Origin of the sequence: Falsiroseomonas stagni DSM 19981 (assembly GCF_900114315.1) — a bacterium.
Taxonomy (GTDB): Bacteria; Pseudomonadota; Alphaproteobacteria; order Acetobacterales; family Acetobacteraceae; genus Falsiroseomonas; species Falsiroseomonas stagni.
On record NZ_FOSQ01000003.1, the window covers coordinates 115,311 to 132,771 of the forward strand.

The following is a 17,461-nucleotide window of genomic DNA, read 5'->3' on the forward strand; positions in this document are numbered from 1 at the left end:
CCGTCAGACGACCCTGACGCCGCTATCCACCGGCACATCCGGCGCGCCCAGCGCGACCAGCAGCGCGGCGCGGAGCGCGGCCAGCTTCCGCTCATTCTCCACCTTCAGGCCGAAGACGTCCTTCACATAGAAGACGTCGACGGCGCGGACGCCATAGGTGGTGATGTGGGCGGAGGCGATCTGCAGGCCCTGGCCGCTGATCGCCGCGGTGACGGCATGCAGCAGGCCCGGCCGGTCTCGGCCATTCACCTCGATCACCGTGTGGGTGTTGCTGGCGTGGTTGTCGAGCACGACGCGCGGCGGGATGGTGACGGCGCGCAGCCGCGCGGGTTCGCGGCGGAGCTTCGCGATCTCCTGGTCCAGCCGCAGGCGGCCGGAGAGCGACTGCTCGATCAGCACGGACAGCCGCGCCAGGCGATGCGGCGCGTCGAACGCCCCGCCCGCCGCGTCCTGCACCCAGAAGGTGTCGAGCGCCATGCCGTTGGTCATGGTGTGGATGCGCGCATCGACGATGCTGGCACCGGCCACGGCCAGCGCGCCGGCGATGCGACTGAACAGGCCGGGATGGTCGGAGCAGTAGACCGTCACCTCGGTGACCGATCGCGCCTCGATCACCCGGGTGCGGACGGTCAGCGGCGCCTGGTCGGCTTCCGCGTCGCGGATCATCTCCGCATGGCGGGCATGGGTGTCGGGGTCGAAGGACAGCCAGTAGCCGGGGTAGCCGAGGCCGAGGAACCGGTCGAGGTCCGGCTTGGCCATCGTCTCCAGCAGCCCGGCCGCCGCGGCGCGGGCCCGGGCCACGCGGGTGTCGCGTTCCGGCACGGAAAGCCCGCCGGCCAGCACTTCCGCGACGCGCCAGTAGAGTTCGCGCAGCAGGGTCGCCTTCCAGCCGTTCCAGACCTTGGGCCCCACCGCGCGCATGTCGGCCACCGTGAGGACCAGCAGCAGGCGCAGCCGTTCCGGCGATTGCACCGTCTCCGCGATGTCGAGGATGGTCTTGGGATCGTCGATGTCGCGCTTGAAGGCGGTGGCGCTGATCAGCAGGTGATTGAGCACGAGCCAGGAGACGGTCTCCGTCTCCTCCGGCGACAGGCCAAGGCGGGGACAGAGTTCGAGCGCGACCTGCGCGCCGAGTTCGCTGTGGTCCCCGCCCCGTCCCTTGGCGATGTCGTGCAGCATGACGGCGACATAGAGCGCGCGGCGGGACTGCACCTGGCCGATGAGTTCGGAGGCGACGGGCGCGATCTCGTTCAGCTCGTTGCGTTCGAGCGCGGAGAGGACGCCGATCGCCTCGATCGTGTGCTCCTCCACGGTGAAGACATGGTAGGTGTCGAACTGCATCAGGCCGACGATGCGCGCCCAGTCCGGCATGAAGCGGGACAGGAAGCCGACCTCGTTCAGCACGCGCATCCAGCGCGGCGAATCCTTGCCCGTCAGCAGGTCGAGGAACAGGGCATTGGCGGTGGGATCGTCACGCAGCGTGACGGCGTAGCGCGCATTGCGGATCAGCGCGCGATGCGCGAGCGGATGGATCTCCAGCCCCCGGTCGCGCGCGGCGCGCACCAGGCGGAGCATGATGGCGGGGTCTTCCGCCACCTGGCGATCGGGGGCGAAGAGCACCTTGCCATCGGCCAGCGCCATGCCGGCATGGGACAGCGCGGCATCGCCGGCCGGCACCACGGCGGGCGGGCCGAGTGCCGCGCGTTCGATCGCGGGTTCCAGCAGGCGCGTCAGGCGCACCACGTCCCTGGCTGTCAGGAACAGGTGTTTCATGAAACGCTCGACGCCGTCCTGCACGCCGTGGCGGGTGTAGCCCATGCGGGCGCCGACCACGGGCTGCAGGTCGAAGGTCAAACGCTCTTCCGCCCGTCCCGTCACGTAGTGGAGGTGGAAGCGGACCGTCCACAGGAAATTCCAGGCGCGGCGGATGCTGCGCGCTTCCTGCGGCGTCAGCAGCCCGCCGCCGGGGCTGTCGGGGCCGACGAGTTCGGGCATGCGCTGCACGCCGAAGGCATGGCGTGCCAGCCAGTAGAGGGTCTGGAGGTCGCGCAGCCCGCCGCGGCCTTCCTTGACATGGGGCTCCACCAGGAAGGGGCTTTCGCCGTAGCGCGCATGGCGCGTCGTGCGTTCGGCGCGCTTGGCGGCCAGGAAGGGGGCCAGGCCGCTGGCCTTGCGGGCGGCGGCGAAGGTGTCCTGGAAGCGGTCATGCACCGCGCGATTGCCGGCGAGGTAGCGGGCATCGATCAGCGCCGTCTGGATGGTGACGTCGCCGCGCGCATCCTCGATGCATTCGCTGATGGTCCGCGTGGCGTGGCCGACCTTCAGGCCGAGGTCCCACAGCAGGTACAGCAGGAATTCCACCGCGCGGCGCCCCTGCGGGCCGAGCGGCGCGTCCGACAGGAACAGCAGGTCGATGTCGGAATAGGGCGCCAGCACGCCGCGGCCGTAGCCGCCGGTCGCGATGAGGGAGAAAGTTTCTTCCGATGGCGCTCCGGCTTCCTGGGGCGGGACCTGTGCCAGCGTGTAGGTATGGATGGCGCCGACGATCCCGTCCGTCAGCGCGGCCAGCCAGCGCGCGGCGCCCAATCCGGAGAGGTCATGCGCTTCGAAGGCGCGCTGCACGCGGCCCTGGACGCGACCGAGCTGCCGGCGCAGCAGGCCGAGCGCGATGTCGCGGGCGACGGGCCGGCCATCATCGACGAGCCCCGCGATCAGGTCCGGCAGGACCTCCGGTGGCTCGCTGGTGGGCAGCACGGAAGCGGCCGCCGATGAGGGCGGTTGGCCGAGGCTGACTGTCATCTGTGTCACACTACCGTGTCACCTGGCGCTGCAACAGGGTTCTCTTGCTGCGCTGCGTCAACTTCCGCCGAGAGCGCCTTCAACCGATAGAGCGCTTCCTGCGCTTCCCGCGGCGACAACGCGTCCAGATCCATCGCCGCGAGTGCGGCTTCAATCGGGGAGAGTTTCCGCGCAGGCGCGGACACGCGTTGCGCGAAGAGGGGCAGTTCCTCCGCCAGCGCATCGGGGCCGCCGCCGCGCGCGCGGGCTTCGAGGGCGGAGAGCACCTGGTTCGCGCGCGCCAGCACGGGGCGCGGCACGCCGGCCAGGCGCGCGACATGCACGCCCCAGCTGCGTTCGGAGGCACCGGGGCCGACGAGATGCTGGAACACCACCTCCCCCCGCCATTCCCGCACCTTCATGGATGCCAGCGCCACATCGGGCAGCCGCCCGGCCAGCGCGGTGAGTTCGTGGAAATGCGTGGCGAAGATGGCCCGGCAGCGGATGCGGTCATGCAGCGCCTCCAGCACCGCCCAGGCGATGGCCAGCCCATCCCAGGTCGCGGTCCCACGCCCCACTTCATCCAACACAACCAGTGAACGGGCTGTTGCCTGGTTCAGGATGGCCGCGGTTTCCGCCATCTCCACCATGAAGGTCGATCGCCCGCCGGCGATGTCGTCCCCGCCGCCGACGCGGCTGAACAGGCGGTCCACCAGCCCGATGCGGGCGGCTTGCGCGGGGACGAACAGCCCGGCCTGGGCGAGGACCACCATCAGCGCGTTCTGCCGCAGCCAGGTGGATTTGCCCGCCATGTTGGGGCCGGTCAGCAGGCAGAGGCGCCGGCCGGGGGAGAGGTCGCAATCATTCGGCACGAAGGCCGCGCCGCGGGCGCGCTTCTGCATCGCCTCCACCACCGGGTGGCGGCCGGCCAGGATGGCGAATTCCGCGCGCTCCGTCAGTTCGGGCCGGCACCAGCCGCCCTCCGCGGCCAGCGTCGCGCTGGCGGCATGGACATCGATATCCGCCAGCGCCCGCGCGGCCCGCGCGATGGCGTCGCCCTCGGCCAGCACCAGGCGCTTGAGGTGGGCGATGCAGGCGCGTTCGCGCGCCGCCGCGCGGTCCCCGGCCTCCGCCACCTTGCGGTCGAGCTCGGCGAGCGCGGGGCAGGTGAAGCGGACGGCATTCGCCATGGTCTGGCGATGGATGGGCGAGAGCGGCTGGCCAGCGGGCACGGGGGAGGCGCGGAGCAGCTTCTCGGCCGGTGCGGCCGGCACCTCCGCCAGGAAGCCGAATTGCTGGTGGTGGCGGATCTTCACGGCCGCGATGCCCCAGGCCTGCGCCAGATCCTGCTGCAACGCCGCAATCGCATCCCGCCCGCCATCGCGGAGCCGCCGCAGCGCATCCAGTTCCCCGTCGAAGCCCGGGGCGATGACGCCGCCATCCTCCAGCCGCGCCGGCATTTTCGCCAGATTCAGCGCGCGGGAGAGTTCGGCTTCCAGTGACGGGTCCACGGCCAGCGCCGCCGCGGCTTCCGCCATCAGGGCGGGTGCGGGCAGTGCGGCGGAGAGGATGGCGTCGCGGAGGGAGGCCGCGATGCGCAGCCCCGCCAGCAGCGCGGCCAGGTCCCGCGGCGCGAAGCGGTCCAGCGCCAGGCGGGCCAAGGCGCGGGCCATGTCGGGGGCGCCCTTCAGGCTGGCGCGGATCGCGCCCCGCGTCGCCTCCGCCCCCAGCAGGAAGGAGACGGCATCGTGGCGGGCGGAGACGGAGGCGGCCTCCGCCAGGGGCGCCGCGAGGCGGCCGGCCAGTTCGCGCGCGCCGGCGGCGGTCAGCGTGGCGTTCACCGCGCCGAACAGCGTCGCCTGGTCCCCGCCGCGCTGGTCGCGCAGGATCTCCAGGCTGCGGCGCGTGGCGGCATCCAGCGCCAGCGTGCCGGCCGCACCCGCCTGGGGGCGCGGCGGGTCGAGGCGCGGCAGGGCGCCGGCCTGCGTCTCCCGCACATAGGAAAGGGCCTGGGCGGCGGCGGCGAGCTCGGCTTCGGTGAAGATGCCGAAGCCTTCGAGCGTCGCGACGCCGAAGGCCTCCCGCAGCAGCCGGGCGGGGTCGCGCGGCTTCACGCGGTGGGCGATGCGGCCGGGCAGGCGATGGAGGAGGTCGGGCAGTTCCGCGAGATCCCGCTCCGCCACCGCCTCCACCGGCTCCAGCCGGGCGAGCAGGGCGCCGAGATCGGCCTTGGGCAGGGCCATCGTCTCGAACCCCCCGGTCGAGACATCGAGCCAGGCGCAGGCGAAGGCACCGTCGGTTTCCGCCAGCGCCAGCAGCCAGGCGGGGCGGGTGGCGTCCAGCAGCCCGTCCTCCGTCACGGTGGAGGGGGTGACGACGCGCACGACCTCCCGCCGGATGGTGCTGGCGCGGCGCGCCTTGGCCTGTTCGGGCGTTTCCATCTGGTCGCAGACGGCGACGCGGAAGCCGGCGCGGATCAGCCGGGCGAGGTAGGCTTCCCAGGCATGGACGGGCACGCCCGCCATGGGCACGGGCTGGCCGCGATGCTCGCCCCGATGGGCCACGGCGATGTCCAGCACCGGGGCGGCGCGTTCGGCATCATTGAAGAAGAGCTCGAAGAAATCGCCCATCCGGAAGAACACCAGCGCATCCGGGTGCTGGGCCTTGGCGGCGAACCATTGGGCGAGGGCGGGCGTCGCGCCCTCCGCGGGGGGAATGCTATCCGTCACCAGGGCGATGCTACAGCAGGCCGTGCCGGGGCGGAACCGCATGGCTTGCGGGGCGCGGACAGCGCGCCGTAGCCTGTCCGCCACAGCGGCCGGTCAGCGCCGCGGGGTCGGGGAGTTTCCATCATGCGTCGTCGGGACCTTTTCGCCGCGGGGGCGGCCCTTGCGGTCGCCGCGCCGGCAGTCGCGCAGAACAGCCGCGCCACCACGCTGCGCATGGCGCCGCAGGCCAATCTCAGCGTGCTGGACCCGGTCTTCACCACCGCGACGGTCACCGGCAACCACGGCTTCTATGTCTTCGACACCCTCTATGGCGTGGACGCGCAGCTTCGACCCACGCCGCAGATGGCCGAGGGGCATGAGGTCTCCGCCGACGGGCTGACCTGGCGGATCCGGCTGCGGGAGGGGCTTCGCTTCCATGATGGCGAACCCGTGCGCGCGGTGGACTGCATCGCCTCCATCCGCCGCTGGTGCGCGCGGGAGCCTTTCGGGCAGCTGCTGGCGCGCGTCGCGGAGGAATGGATCGCGGCCGATGACCGCACCATGGTCATCCGCCTGCGCCGCCCCTTCCCGCTGATGCTGGACGCGCTGGCGAAGCCCGACGCCGCCAGCCCCTTCATCATGCCGGCCCGCCTGGCGGCGACCGATCCCTCCCGCGCCGTGACGGAGATGGTGGGGTCCGGCCCCTACCGCTTCATCGCCAGCGAGTTCAATTCCGGCAGCCGCGTGGTCTATGAGAAGTTCGACGGCTATGTGCCGCGGCAGGAGGCGCCGACCTGGACCTCCGGCGCCAAGGTCGCGCATTTCCGGCGGATCGAGTGGCATATCCTGCCCGACCCCGCGACGGCGGCGGCGGCCTTGCAGGCGGGCGAGATCGACTGGTGGGAACGGCCGCATCCCGATCTGCAACAGCTGCTCGCCCGGTCCCGCGACATCAGGCGGGAGGTGACGGACCCCACGGGCCGCATGGCGGTGCTGCGGATGAACAACCTCCAGCCGCCCTTCGACGATGTGCGGGTGCGGCGCGCCGTGCGGCTTTCCGTCGCGCAGGACGAATACATGCGGGCGTCGCGCGGCGACGATACGCGGGACTGGTCGGTGGGCCGCAGCCTCTGGCCGCGCCACACCCCCTATTTTGAGGATCTGGGCGCGGAGGTCATGCCGGGCGACCTTGACCGGGCACGGGCGGCGCTGCGGGAAGCGGGCTATGCGGGGCAGAAGGTCGTGGTGATCAACCCGACCGACTTCCCGGATATCGGGCCGCTCGGCCAGGTGACGGCGGACCGGCTGAAGCGGGCGGGGATGAATGTGGAGCTGTCGGAGAGCGACTGGGGGACGGTGGTGCAGCGCCGCGCCAATCGCGAACCCACGGATCGCGGCGGCTGGTCGATCCTGCACACGACGGGCGGTGCCTCCGCCTGGGCGAACCCTGCGACGTCCTTCCTGGTGCGCGGGCAGGGGGCGAATGGGTGGTTCGGGTGGTGGAAGTCCGACCGGGCGGAGGAACTGGCCGAGGCCTGGCTGAACGCGCCGGATGAGGGGCGGCAGCGGGCGCTGGCCTCCGAACTCGGCCGCCATGCGCTGGATGAGGCGGCCTTCGTGCCGCTCGGCCAGTTCGTGATTCGCACGGCCTTCCGGCGGGACATCACCGGCATCCTGCCGGGGTCGTCGCCCTATCCCTGGAATGTCCGCCGGGGGTAGCGCTTAGCCCAGCAGGCGGCCGATCACCCGGGCGGTGTAGTCCACCACCGGGATGATGCGGCCGTAATTGATCCGGGTCGGGCCGATGACGCCGATGGCGCCCACGATCTTCTCCTGGCCGTTGCGGAAGGGGGCGACGACCATGGAGAGGCCGGCACTGTCGAACAGGCCGCTCTCCGCGCCGATGAAGATCTGCACGCCCTCCCCCCGCTGGGCGAGGTCGAGCAGGCGCAGCATCGTCTCCTGCGCCTCCAGCCGTTCGAACAGCGCCTGGATTTCCGTCACGCGCTGCACATGGTCCAGGTTCTGCAGCAGCTTGGCCTGGCCGCGGAGGATGAGGCTGCCGCCGCTGCCGCCGGACCAGGTGCCGAGCCCGGCCTCGATCACCTGGTGGGTCAGGGCATCAAGGGCGGTGCGGTTGGCGGCGATCTCCTCCGCCACCGTGCCGCGGGTCTCATCCAGGGTGCGGCCGGAGAGGCGGGCGTTGAGGTAGTTGCTGGCCTGTTGCAGGGCGGAGGGGGGGAGGCCGGCCGGAACCTCGATGACCCGGTTCTCCACCTGGCCATCGGCGGTGACCAGCACCACCAGGGCACGGCCGGCGCCGAGGGCCACGAATTCGATGTGGCGGACCGGGGCCTCCCGCTTCGGGGCCACGACCAGGCCGGCGGCGCCGGCGAGGCCGGAGAGCATCTGGCCGGCTTCGCCCAGCGTTTCCTGGAGGGATCGGCCGCCGGAGGCGCAGCGCGCGGCGATGGCGTCCCGCTCCTCCTCCGCCAGGGCGCCGAATTGCAGCAGGCCATCGACGAAGAGGCGGAGGCCCCGCTCCGTCGGCAGGCGGCCGGCGGAGGTGTGGGGGGCGAAGAGCAGGCCCGCGTCTTCGAGGTCCGCCATCACGTTGCGGATGGTGGCGGGCGACAGGGCGTGGGGCAGGCGGCGGGAGAGGGTGCGGGAGCCGACGGGCTCTCCGGTCTGGACGTAGATCTCCACCAATTCGCGCAGGATCGCGGCGCTGCGATCGTCCAGGTTGGGCGGCAGGGGGATGGTCGGCGTCATGTTGGGGGCCCCCGACGGACGCGGCGGCCTGGTGATTGGACCCATGGGTCAGTGTCCCGGACCGTTTATTGAGGGGAAACGCTAGGGGCGGGTGGCGTGGCCGGTCAACCACGCGTGTGGATTCGGCGCCGTTGTAACGCGGGGTGACGGCGCCCTGGAATCGCCGCTACCGGCAAGGTTTCGACACAGAGGCGCCACGCCAGGGTTACCGGCATCGGGTCATGTGGGGTCCGGACAGGGACAAGGGGAGACCCCGATGCAGGCGAAACAGGGGGCCACGCTGTGGCCGGCGCTGCTGACCCAATGGCTGGGTGGCGGGATTCGGGCATGACGGCGGTGTTCGCGGCGGCGTCGCTGATGCTGGCGGGCGGTGCGGGGATGATGACGTCCCTGATGCTGTCGCCGGTGGGGGGCGCCTTCCGGCTGGCGGCGCTGGTGATGGTCTCGGCCCTGGCGGTGGGGGTGGGGCTGCTGCTGATCGCGGGGCCGCCGGAGGGGGATGAGTTCCTGCTGACCTTGGGGGCGGTTCGCGCGCTGGTCGGTTGACCGAGGGCGCCGGCGGGGGGCAGGGGTGGGGCCATGCGTGGTGTCCTGGTCCTGCTGGCCCTGCTGGTGCCGTGTTCGGTGAGGGCGGAGGGCGCGTGGACCGCCTGCCGCCAGGCGATCGCGGCGGCGGAGCGGGGGAGCGGCGTGCCGCCGGGGCTGCTGCTGGCGATCGCACAGGTGGAAAGCGGGCGGGCGGCGCCGGGGGGTGGGGTGGCGCCCTGGCCGTTCGCGATCAATGCCGAGGGGGTCGGGCGGTTTCCGGAGACGCGGGACGCCGCGGTCGCGATGGTGGAGGGGCTGCGGGCGCGCGGCGTGACCAGCATCGATGTGGGCTGCATGCAGGTGAACCTGTTCCACCACCCGGATGCCTTCCCGGGGGTGGAGGCGGGGTTCGATCCGGCTTTGAACGTTGGCTATGCCGTGCGCTTCCTGCGGGATCTGCGCGCGCGGACGGGCAATTGGGCGGAGGCGGTGGCGGGGTATCACTCCGGCGAGGCGGGGCGGGGGATGGCGTACCACGCGCGGGTGACGGTGACGCGGGTGGCGGGGGGCGTGGCGCTGTCGGCGCCGGGGGCGCTGCGGGGATTGTGCGCACCGGGGCTGCGGGCGGCGATGCTGGTGGCGCCGAATGGGCGGCCGCGGGTGGTGTGCCGGGGTTAGGGGAGGGAGGCGAGGCGGGTGAGGAGGCGGTCGCGGAGGGTGGTGGCGTGGGCGATATAATAGTCGGCGCCGGCGCGATCGTATTCCTGCAGCGCAGCCGTGACTCGGTCCAGGGCCGACTGCCAGTACTGCCGCGGCGCAACTCGCGTGCCGAGAGTCTCTTCGGCGATTCCGATGTTCTCCGTTGTCATGGCCCACTCCAGAGGCACGCGGTCGCGGCGGCATTCCTCCAACGCGAGCCGAAACGCGGCGATGGCCTCCTCCAGTCGGGCTGTCCCGCTCCCCCGCTCCCCAAGCGTTAGCAAGGCGTTGCCGAGGTTGTGCTGCGTGGTAGCCCAGCGGAGTGGGACGCGGTCGCGGCGGCGTTCCTCCAGGGCGAAGCGATAGGCGGCGACGGCCTCCTCCAGCCGGGCCGTGCCGCTTTCTCGCTCCCCGAGCGTCGCCAAGACAGTGCCGAGGCTGCTCTGCGTGTCAGCCCAATGCAACGGCACGCGATCCCGGCGGTGTTCCTCCAGAGCGAGGCTATGGGCGGCAAGGGCCTCCTCCAGTCGGGTCGTGTCGCCGTGCCGCTCCCCGAGCGTCGCCAAGGCATCGCCAAGGTTGGTTTGCGTCATAGCCCAGTCGAGCGGCACGCGGTCGCGGCTACATTCCTCCAGGGCCAGGCGATAGGCGGCGACGGCCTCCTCCAGCTGACTCGGATCGCTCCACCAATCCCCGAGCGTCGCCAAGGCGCTGCCGAGGTTGTTCTGCGTGGTGGCCCAGTACAGTGGAACGCGGTCACGGCGGCGTTCGTCCAGGGCGAGGCGATAGGCGCTGATGGCCTCCTCCAGCCGGGCCGTGCTGCCATCCCGCCTGCCGAGAGTCACCAAGGCATTGCCGAGGTTGTTCTGCGCTGTGGCCCAGTCAAGCGGGACGCGGTCGCGGGGGGCGAGGGCGAGGACTTCGCGATAACGGGCGATAGCCTCGTTCAGCGCAGCATTGTCGCCATATTCCCCCCCGTGATCTCTTAGTGCGTCGGCTGAAGAGAGCAGCCACTGCCAAGCCTCGCGTGGATCGAAGGCGACCAGGGCTGATGCTTCCTGGTACAGCGCCGCGGCTTCCCGGTAGCGCAACCCGGCCTTCTCGACCGCCGCCTGCGCGGCCTTGGTTTCCGCGAGGCTCGTGCGGCGCGTGCGGCGCTCGGCTTCGATCTCCGCGGCGTGCGCTTCCAGCCGCGTCAGCGCCTTCTCTTCCTCCGCGGCCATGGCGGCCAGGGCCTGGCGGGCATCGTCCAGGCGGCCGGCGGCGTGGGCGGCGCGGGCCTTCTCGCGAAGGGCCTCCGCGCGGGGGGAGAGGTTGCGGGAGGTGGAGAGGGCGTCGATGCGTTCGCCGGCCTCGCGCCAGTCCCGCGCGATGGCGAAGAGGGTGGTGGGGAATTGTTCGGGCGGGATTTGGCGGCCGACCATGGTTTCGAGGAAGCCGGCGACCAGCGCCAGCGTGCCCTGCTGCTCCGCCCGGACGCGGGCGAGGTCGCTGACCAGGGCGCGCTTCTCGCTCTCGGACATCGAGAGGTCGCGGGTCAGGCGATCCACCAGCAGGCGCAATTCGCGCAACTCGGCCTGGATGGCCTCAATAGTCGCACGCATCGCCGCGGTATCACCCGCCAGCGCGGCGATGGCCTGGCCGATGGCGGTCGTGTCTTCCCGCAGCGCGGCGAGGCGGGAGATATCGAAGGCGGTCTTGACGCGGGGCTTGTCCTTCAGGGCTTCGCGGAGCAGCGCGCGGAGGATGTCGCGCCAGGCGGGGGTGCCCTCGGCCTCGCCGAAGAATCGGGCGCGGAAATCGGGTGGGGCTTCGCCGGCGCCGGCGACGAGTTCGTCCCAGGCGGCGGTTTCCACGGTGGTGATGCGGGAAAGGGCGGCCTCGGTGGGGTTGCCGCTGCGGAGCAGGGCGTCGAGGGCGCGTTCCATCTCCGCCACCAGCGGTGCGTTCTCCACCACCGTCATGCGGGGGCAGAGGCCGATCTGGTCCCGCAGCCAGGCATGGGCGGCGGCGATGAAGGGGGGTGGGGTGGCGGCGCGGGTGCCGAAGCGGTCGGCTTCGTCCCAGCCCTGGTAGTCGCGAAGGAGGTAGAGGTTGGTGCTGAGCTGGATCAGGCGGAGGGTGCGTTCCAGATCGTGGTTCGGGGGGATTCGCCGGTGTAGCCGCGGAGGCGGGCGCCGACTTCTTCCATCACCTCGGAGGCGCGCTTGCCGAAGAGGGCGCCCAGCACGTTGTCGGCGACGCTGGCCGCTTCCTTCGCCGCCTCGATCCCCAAAGCGCCGACAATGGTCGAGATGATCGCCAACCGAATCCCCCTTCCCGCCCAACGCTACCTTTCCGGCTCCGATCTGTCCCTCTCGTCTGGCGGAAATCCGAAAAAAGGAGGGGGCACGGGGGAGTTCACTCCCCCGCCTTCCTGCTTCGTGTTACCCCCCGCCGCATGATCGATTTCCCCGCCGGCTTCAAAGCCCCCTTCGTCCGTCCCTCCGGCCGTGTGGCCGATGCCATGCGGGAGGTCACGCTCACCCCGGGCCAGGCCCGGCATGCGGAGGGGTCCTGCCTCATCCGGTTCGGGGTCACGGAGGTGCTCTGCACCGCCAGTGTCGAGAGCAAGGTGCCGCCTTTCCTGCGGAACACTGGCCAGGGCTGGGTGACGGCGGAGTATGGGATGCTGCCGCGCGCCACCCATACGCGCGGCGATCGTGAGGCCGCGCGGGGCAAGCAGTCCGGGCGGACGCAGGAGATCCAGCGGCTGATCGGGCGCAGCCTTCGCGCCGTGACGGACCTCAAGGCGATGGGGGAGATGTCGATCACGGTGGACTGCGATGTGCTGACCGCCGATGGCGGCACGCGCTGCGCCAGCATCACCGGCGCCTGGGTGGCGCTGCATCTCGCCTTCCAGCACTGCATGAAGATGAATGTGCTGAAGACCAATCCGCTGCGCGACCAGGTGGCCGCGATTTCCTGCGGCATCTGGAACGGCACGCCGGTGCTCGACCTCGATTATGCCGAGGACAGCAAGGCGGAGACGGATGGCAATTTCATCATGACGGGCTCTGGCGGGATCGTGGAGGTCCAGGCGACGGCGGAGGGGGCGCCGTTCTCCGAGAATGAGCTGCTCGCGCTGCTCGGCCTGGCGCGGGCGGGGACGGCGAAGCTGTTCGAGTTGCAGAAGGTGGCGATCCGGGGATGACGCACCGGTTGCTCACCGGGCCGAAGCTGGTGCTCGCCACGCACAACAAGGGCAAGGTGCGGGAGGTGGCGGCGCTGCTCGCGCCCTGGGGGTTCGAGGTCGTGGCGGCGGGGGAACTGGGGCTGCCGGAGCCGGCGGAAACGGAAGAAGATTTCCTCGGCAATGCGCGGATCAAGGCGCTGGCGGCGGCGGTGGCTTCCGGCCTGCCGGCGCTGGCGGATGACAGCGGGTTCTCCGTGGCGGCGCTGGATGGCGCGCCGGGGGTGCGGACGGCGGATTGGGCGGAGACGCCGGCCGGGCGCGACTACGCCATGGCGATGGGCAAGGTGGAGAAGCTGGCCCGCCACGCGGCGGATCGGGGGGCCTGGTTCTCCTGCGCGCTCGTCCTTGCCTGGCCGGATGGGCATACCGAGGGGTTCCTGGGCGAGGCGCATGGCGCCTGGGTCTGGCCGCCGCGGGGGGCGAATGGCTTCGGCTATGACCCGATGTTCGTGCCGAAGGGCGGGGCCGAGACCTTCGGGGAGATGACGCCGGAGGCGAAGCACGCGATCAGCCACCGGGCGGACGCTTTTCGCCAGTTGTCCGCGGCCTGCCTCCCCCCACGATGATCCGCCGCGCGGCCCTGCTGCTGGCCTTGCTGCTGCCGATCGCGGCAGCGGCCGAGGAAGCGGGGGTGCTGCGGACGGAAGCGGGGGTGGTGGCGCGGGATGGCGCGGCCACCGGCGCCATGGTGTGGCTGCATCCGCATTACACGGAGGGGCCTCCGCCCGAGGCGCCCGCCTTCATGGCCAGGCTCGCGGCGCGGGGCTGGGATCTCTGGCGCCATGACCGGCCGCCGGGCGGGCCGGTGCCGCCGGCCTCCCCCCTGACCAGCTGGGTCGATCCACTGGCGGAGGGGACGGCCGCGCTGCGGGCGCGGGGCTATGCCCGGGTGGTGCTGGTGGGGGAAAGCCGGGGGGCCTTCCTGGCGCTGGCGGCGCTCCGCGTGCCGGGGCTGGCGGATGCGGTGGCGCTGGCGGCGCCGGCGGCGCATGGGCGGAGGCCCGAACGGCGGGCGCAGGCGCTGGCGGATTTCGCGGCGGCGCTCGATCGCGCCAGCCCGGATTCCGTGCGGCGGATCGCGCTGCTGCTGTTCGAGGATGATGGCTGGGACCCCGATCCCGCGGCGCGGGCGGCGCTGTTCCGGGCGGCGGTGGCGCGCCTCGGCTGGGATGCGCTGCTGGTTGATCGGCCGCCGGCGCCGACCGGGCATGGGGGCGTGCAGGAGCCCGATTTCGACGCGATCTTCGGCAGGTGCCTCGCGGATTTCCTGGAAGGCCGTCCCGCCGCCTGCCCCTGATGCGGGTGGGCGCCCCCCTTCCAACGGGCGGCGCGGCGTGCGACGGGAACGGCAACCCGAAGCGGAGCGCTTTGCCATGACCCGCAGCCTCAAGGTCGCGGTCCAGATGGACCCGATCTCCTCCATCAATATCGACGGCGACAGCACCTTCGCCCTGATGCTCGAAGCCCAGTCCCGCGGCCACGCCCTGTGGCACTACCATGTGCGGGATTTGGCGCTGAACGGCGGGCGGGTGATCGCCCGCGCGCAGCCCGTCACCGTCCAGCGCGTGAAGGGCAACCACTTCACCCTGAGGGTGGAGGAGGAGCTGGACCTCGGCCAGGTGGACGTGGTGCTGATGCGCCAGGACCCGCCCTTCGACATGGCCTACATCACGGCCACGCATATCCTGGAACACATCCACCCGAAGACGCTGGTGGTGAATGATCCGGCCAGCGTGCGGAACGCGCCGGAGAAGCTGTTCGTCACCCATTTCCCGGAACTGATGCCGGAAACGCTGGTGACGGCCGACATCCGGCAGATCCGGAAATTCCGGGAGAAGCACGGCGACATCATCATCAAGCCGCTGTTCGGCAATGGCGGCGCCGGGGTGTTCCACCTGCGCCCCGACGACCCCAACATGAACGCGCTGGTGGAGATGTTCACGGAACGGTCGCGGGAGCCGCTGATGATCCAGCGCTACGTCCCCGCCGTCCGCTTCGGCGACAAGCGCATCATCCTGGTGGACGGCATCGCCATGGGTGCGATCAACCGCGTGCCCGCGGCCGGCGAGGCACGGTCCAACATGCATGTCGGCGGCCGGCCGGAACCGACGACGCTGACGGACCGGGAGCGCGAGATCTGCGCCGCGATCGGCCCGGCGCTGCGGGAACGCGGGCTGATCTTCGTCGGCATCGACGTGATCGGGGACTACCTGACGGAGATCAACGTGACCTCCCCCACCGGGCTGCAGGAACTGGCGCGGTTCGACGGGGTGCATCTGGAGCGCGCGATCTGGGACGCGATCGAGGCGAAGGTCTCGCGATAGACGCAAGGGGGCTCCGCCCCCTGCAACCGGTGTTGTCCGCAAGGGGGCTTCGCCCCCCTGCAACCAGTGTTGTCCGCAAGGGGGCTTCGCCCCCCTGCAACCCCCGGCCAGGGTCCAGCGGGACCCTGGACCGCGGGATTTTTCGATTGATGAAGGGCCGGGGCCGGTTCGGCCGTGGCCCGGGGGGAGTCAGGCTACCGCGGATGCCCGTCCCGCATCAGCGCCGGCAGCTGCGCGAGGTCCAGCCCCTCCAGCAGATCGTCGCCCACCAGGGCGCTGCCCCACAGCGCCTCCAGCACCGCCACCGCGGCGGCGGTCAGCGGCATCGCCACGCCCCGCGCCTCCGCCAGGCGCAGCCACAGCGCCAGGCCATAGGTGACGCTCTCCGCCAGGTGGGTGGCGTCCAGCCCCAGCGGGCCGGGCGCCGGGCCCTGGGCGGCCAGCGCCGCGGCCATCCGGGCGAGCGGCGCTTCCTCCAGCCCATGGGCGCGGGACAGGGCGGTGGGCAGGGGCGTGAGCGCATGGCCGAGCGTGTGGGCGAGGTGCAGGCGCTCCGCATCCAGCCGGTCCGCCAGGCGGCAGATGGCGGGCGTCATGCGCCCATGCATGTCCCAGGGCTCCGCACCCTCGATCCGCGTGGCATTGCCGATGGCCAGCGCCGCCTGCAGCACGGCCTCATGATTCGCCAGCGCCGCGCCGATGGCGTCGGGGAGCGGGCGGAAGGACAGGCCGAACAGGTCGGCGGCGAGCTGCGCGAGGCCGGGGGCCGCGGCGGCCGGGACGGCGGCGATCTCCACCCCCTCCCGCAGCGCGACGATGCGGACGGTGTCGGGCGATTCGCGCACGGCCAGCAGGGGGGGCGTCGCCATGGCGCCGATGGGCGCCTGCCGGCCGAGGCTGGCCAGCAGCCGGTCCAGCAGCAGGGGGGCGAGGGAGTGGCTCGGCGCCAGCAGCACCGGCACGCCGTCATGCAGCATGGGGGCCACGCGCCACAGGACGGGGCCCAGCGCGTGCGGCGGGACGGAGACCAGCACCGCCTCCGCCTGCCACAGCGCGCGGGACACATCGACGGCGACATCGACGCGGGCGGTGCCGGCGATGATGCCCTCCACCCGCAAGGTCGCGCCGATGCCATGGGTGCCGCCGCCGCGGGGCGACCAGAGCGCGACGGAATGGCCGCGGCTGACGGCGATGGCCGCCGCCGCCGGCCCCACGGCCCCCGCCCCGAGCACGGCCAGGCGCATGAGCCCGCCTACTCCAGGGAGATCGAGAGCGGCGCCGCGACGCGGGTCCAGCGGTCCAGATCCTCCCGCAGCAGCCGGCCGAATTCCGCCGGGCCGCTGCCATTGGCGGTGGAGCCCAGCGCGGGCAGGCGGGATTTCACCAGATCCGTGTCCAGCGCCTTGGCGAATTCGGCGCGCCAGCGCTCGATGATCGGCGCGGGGGTCGCGGCCGGGGCGGCGATGCCGGTCCAGATGGAGGCCTCGAACCCTGCCAGCCCGCCCTCGATCAAGGTCGGCACATCGGGGGTGGGGGGGAAGCGTTCGCGGGAGGAGACACCGAGCACCTTCATCTGCGCGCCGGAGACGGCGAGGACGGAGGCGACGGAGATGAACATCAGCCCGATCCGCCCGGCGGCGAGGTCGTTGAAGGCGGCCGCCGCGCCGCGATAGGGGATGTGCTCGACATTCAGCCCCTCCCGCGCCTTCAGGTCTTCCATGATCAGGTGGGTGTTGGTGCCGATGCCGGTGGAGCCGTAGGGCACGGGCTGCCGGGCGGCCTTGCAGTAGGCGATGAGTTCGCGGGTGTTGTTGACCGGCAGGCTGGGCGCGGTGGCCAGCGCCACGGGGCTGTCGGAGAGGTGGATGATGGGGGCGAAGTCGTTGACCGGATCATAGGCCAGGCGGCGGCCGACGGCCTTGGCGATGGTGAGCTGCCCGGCGGTGGCCAGCAGCAGCGTCAGCCCATCCGGCGCCGCGCGGGCGGTTTCCTGCGCGCCGATGATGCCGCCGGCGCCGGCACGGTTCTCGATCACCATGTTCTGGCCGACGCTCTGCGACACGGCCTGGGCGAAGAGGCGGCCGAGCACGTCCTGGCTGCCGCCCGGGGCGAAGGGGACGATCAGGCGCACGGGCCGGTCGGGCGACCAGGCGCCCTGGGCGCGGGCATGCGTCGCCAGGATGGGCGCGGCGAGGGTGGCGCCCAGCAGGGTGCGGCGGGCAAGGCGATGCGGCATGGAGACGGCCTCTTCGCGGGTTCGATTCATGCCCCACCCTGCCGTGCCGGGGCGCGCCGCACAACGCACTCCCGTGCGCGTCGCACAACGCACTCCCGTGCGCGTCGCACAACGCACTCCCGTCCGCGTCGCACAACGCACTCCCGTGCGCTTCGCACAACGCGCAACCTGCGCGGGATGA

General features: G+C 71.9%; 14 protein-coding genes. 7 read left to right on the forward strand and 7 right to left on the reverse strand.

What is annotated here, in order from left to right:
* Positions 1-3: 3 nt before the first annotated feature.
* Both BM041_RS10760 and mutS read right to left on the reverse strand, forming a co-directional pair.
* A complete protein-coding gene (locus BM041_RS10760) occupies positions 4-2,799 on the reverse strand; it encodes a [protein-PII] uridylyltransferase (RefSeq protein WP_092959235.1) in 2,796 nt (931 codons plus the stop codon).
* A 5-nt stretch (positions 2,800-2,804) separates the two neighbouring features.
* The gene (mutS, locus tag BM041_RS10765; protein WP_092959237.1) at positions 2,805-5,549 is read right to left on the reverse strand and encodes a DNA mismatch repair protein MutS; all 2,745 of its coding nucleotides are present in this window, start codon (positions 5,547-5,549) and stop codon (positions 2,805-2,807) included.
* A gap of 81 nt (positions 5,550-5,630) precedes the next feature.
* Here mutS and BM041_RS10770 point away from each other — a divergent pair, with 81 nt between their 5' ends.
* Entirely contained in the window at positions 5,631-7,205 is a 1,575-nt protein-coding gene (locus tag BM041_RS10770; RefSeq protein ID WP_092959239.1) for an ABC transporter substrate-binding protein, read from the forward strand.
* Between the two features lie 3 nt (positions 7,206-7,208).
* Here the strand turns inward: BM041_RS10770 and hrcA are convergent, their stop codons facing one another.
* A complete protein-coding gene (hrcA, locus tag BM041_RS10775) occupies positions 7,209-8,258 on the reverse strand; it encodes a heat-inducible transcriptional repressor HrcA (protein ID WP_245762028.1) in 1,050 nt (349 codons plus the stop codon).
* 327 nt (positions 8,259-8,585) lie between these two features.
* On the opposite strand from hrcA, the gene BM041_RS10780 reads away from it, so the two are divergent.
* Together BM041_RS10780 and BM041_RS10785 are read left to right on the forward strand one after the other, a co-directional pair.
* A complete protein-coding gene (locus tag BM041_RS10780; protein ID WP_092959243.1) occupies positions 8,586-8,804 on the forward strand; it encodes a hypothetical protein in 219 nt (72 codons plus the stop codon).
* Between the two features lie 33 nt (positions 8,805-8,837).
* Positions 8,838-9,464 carry a lytic transglycosylase domain-containing protein gene (locus BM041_RS10785; RefSeq protein WP_092959245.1) on the forward strand — a complete coding sequence of 209 codons (627 nt, stop codon included), beginning with the start codon at positions 8,838-8,840 and terminating at the stop codon, positions 9,462-9,464.
* Here BM041_RS10785 and BM041_RS10790 read toward each other — a convergent pair.
* On the reverse strand, positions 9,461-11,449 hold the full coding sequence (locus tag BM041_RS10790) for a tetratricopeptide repeat protein (RefSeq protein WP_092959247.1): 1,989 nt from the start codon (positions 11,447-11,449) through the stop codon (positions 9,461-9,463). The genes BM041_RS10785 and BM041_RS10790 overlap by 4 nt on opposite strands.
* A gap of 146 nt (positions 11,450-11,595) precedes the next feature.
* The gene (locus tag BM041_RS10795) at positions 11,596-11,790 is read right to left on the reverse strand and encodes a hypothetical protein (protein ID WP_092959249.1); all 195 of its coding nucleotides are present in this window, start codon (positions 11,788-11,790) and stop codon (positions 11,596-11,598) included.
* A 135-nt stretch (positions 11,791-11,925) separates the two neighbouring features.
* Between BM041_RS10795 and rph the strand changes: the two genes are divergently transcribed.
* The 4 genes from rph (at position 11,926) to gshB (ending at position 15,044) form a co-directional block, all read left to right on the forward strand.
* Entirely contained in the window at positions 11,926-12,678 is a 753-nt protein-coding gene (gene rph, locus BM041_RS10800; RefSeq protein WP_092959251.1) for a ribonuclease PH, read from the forward strand.
* On the forward strand, positions 12,675-13,286 hold the full coding sequence (locus BM041_RS10805) for a non-canonical purine NTP pyrophosphatase (RefSeq protein ID WP_092959253.1): 612 nt from the start codon (positions 12,675-12,677) through the stop codon (positions 13,284-13,286). The genes rph and BM041_RS10805 overlap by 4 nt, the downstream gene beginning before the upstream one ends.
* A complete protein-coding gene (locus tag BM041_RS10810) occupies positions 13,283-14,017 on the forward strand; it encodes an alpha/beta fold hydrolase (protein ID WP_092959255.1) in 735 nt (244 codons plus the stop codon). The genes BM041_RS10805 and BM041_RS10810 overlap by 4 nt, the downstream gene beginning before the upstream one ends.
* 76 nt (positions 14,018-14,093) lie before the next feature.
* On the forward strand, positions 14,094-15,044 hold the full coding sequence (gene gshB / locus BM041_RS10815; RefSeq protein WP_092959257.1) for a glutathione synthase: 951 nt from the start codon (positions 14,094-14,096) through the stop codon (positions 15,042-15,044).
* Positions 15,045-15,238: 194 nt separating this feature from the next.
* Here gshB and BM041_RS10820 read toward each other — a convergent pair whose 3' ends face one another.
* Both BM041_RS10820 and BM041_RS10825 read right to left on the reverse strand, forming a co-directional pair.
* Positions 15,239-16,288, reverse strand: a complete 1,050-nt coding sequence (locus tag BM041_RS10820) for an NAD/NADP octopine/nopaline dehydrogenase family protein (protein WP_092959259.1) — start codon at positions 16,286-16,288, stop codon at positions 15,239-15,241.
* An 8-nt stretch (positions 16,289-16,296) separates the two neighbouring features.
* Entirely contained in the window at positions 16,297-17,310 is a 1,014-nt protein-coding gene (locus BM041_RS10825; RefSeq protein WP_092959261.1) for a Bug family tripartite tricarboxylate transporter substrate binding protein, read from the reverse strand.
* Between the last annotated feature and the right edge of the window lie 151 nt (positions 17,311-17,461).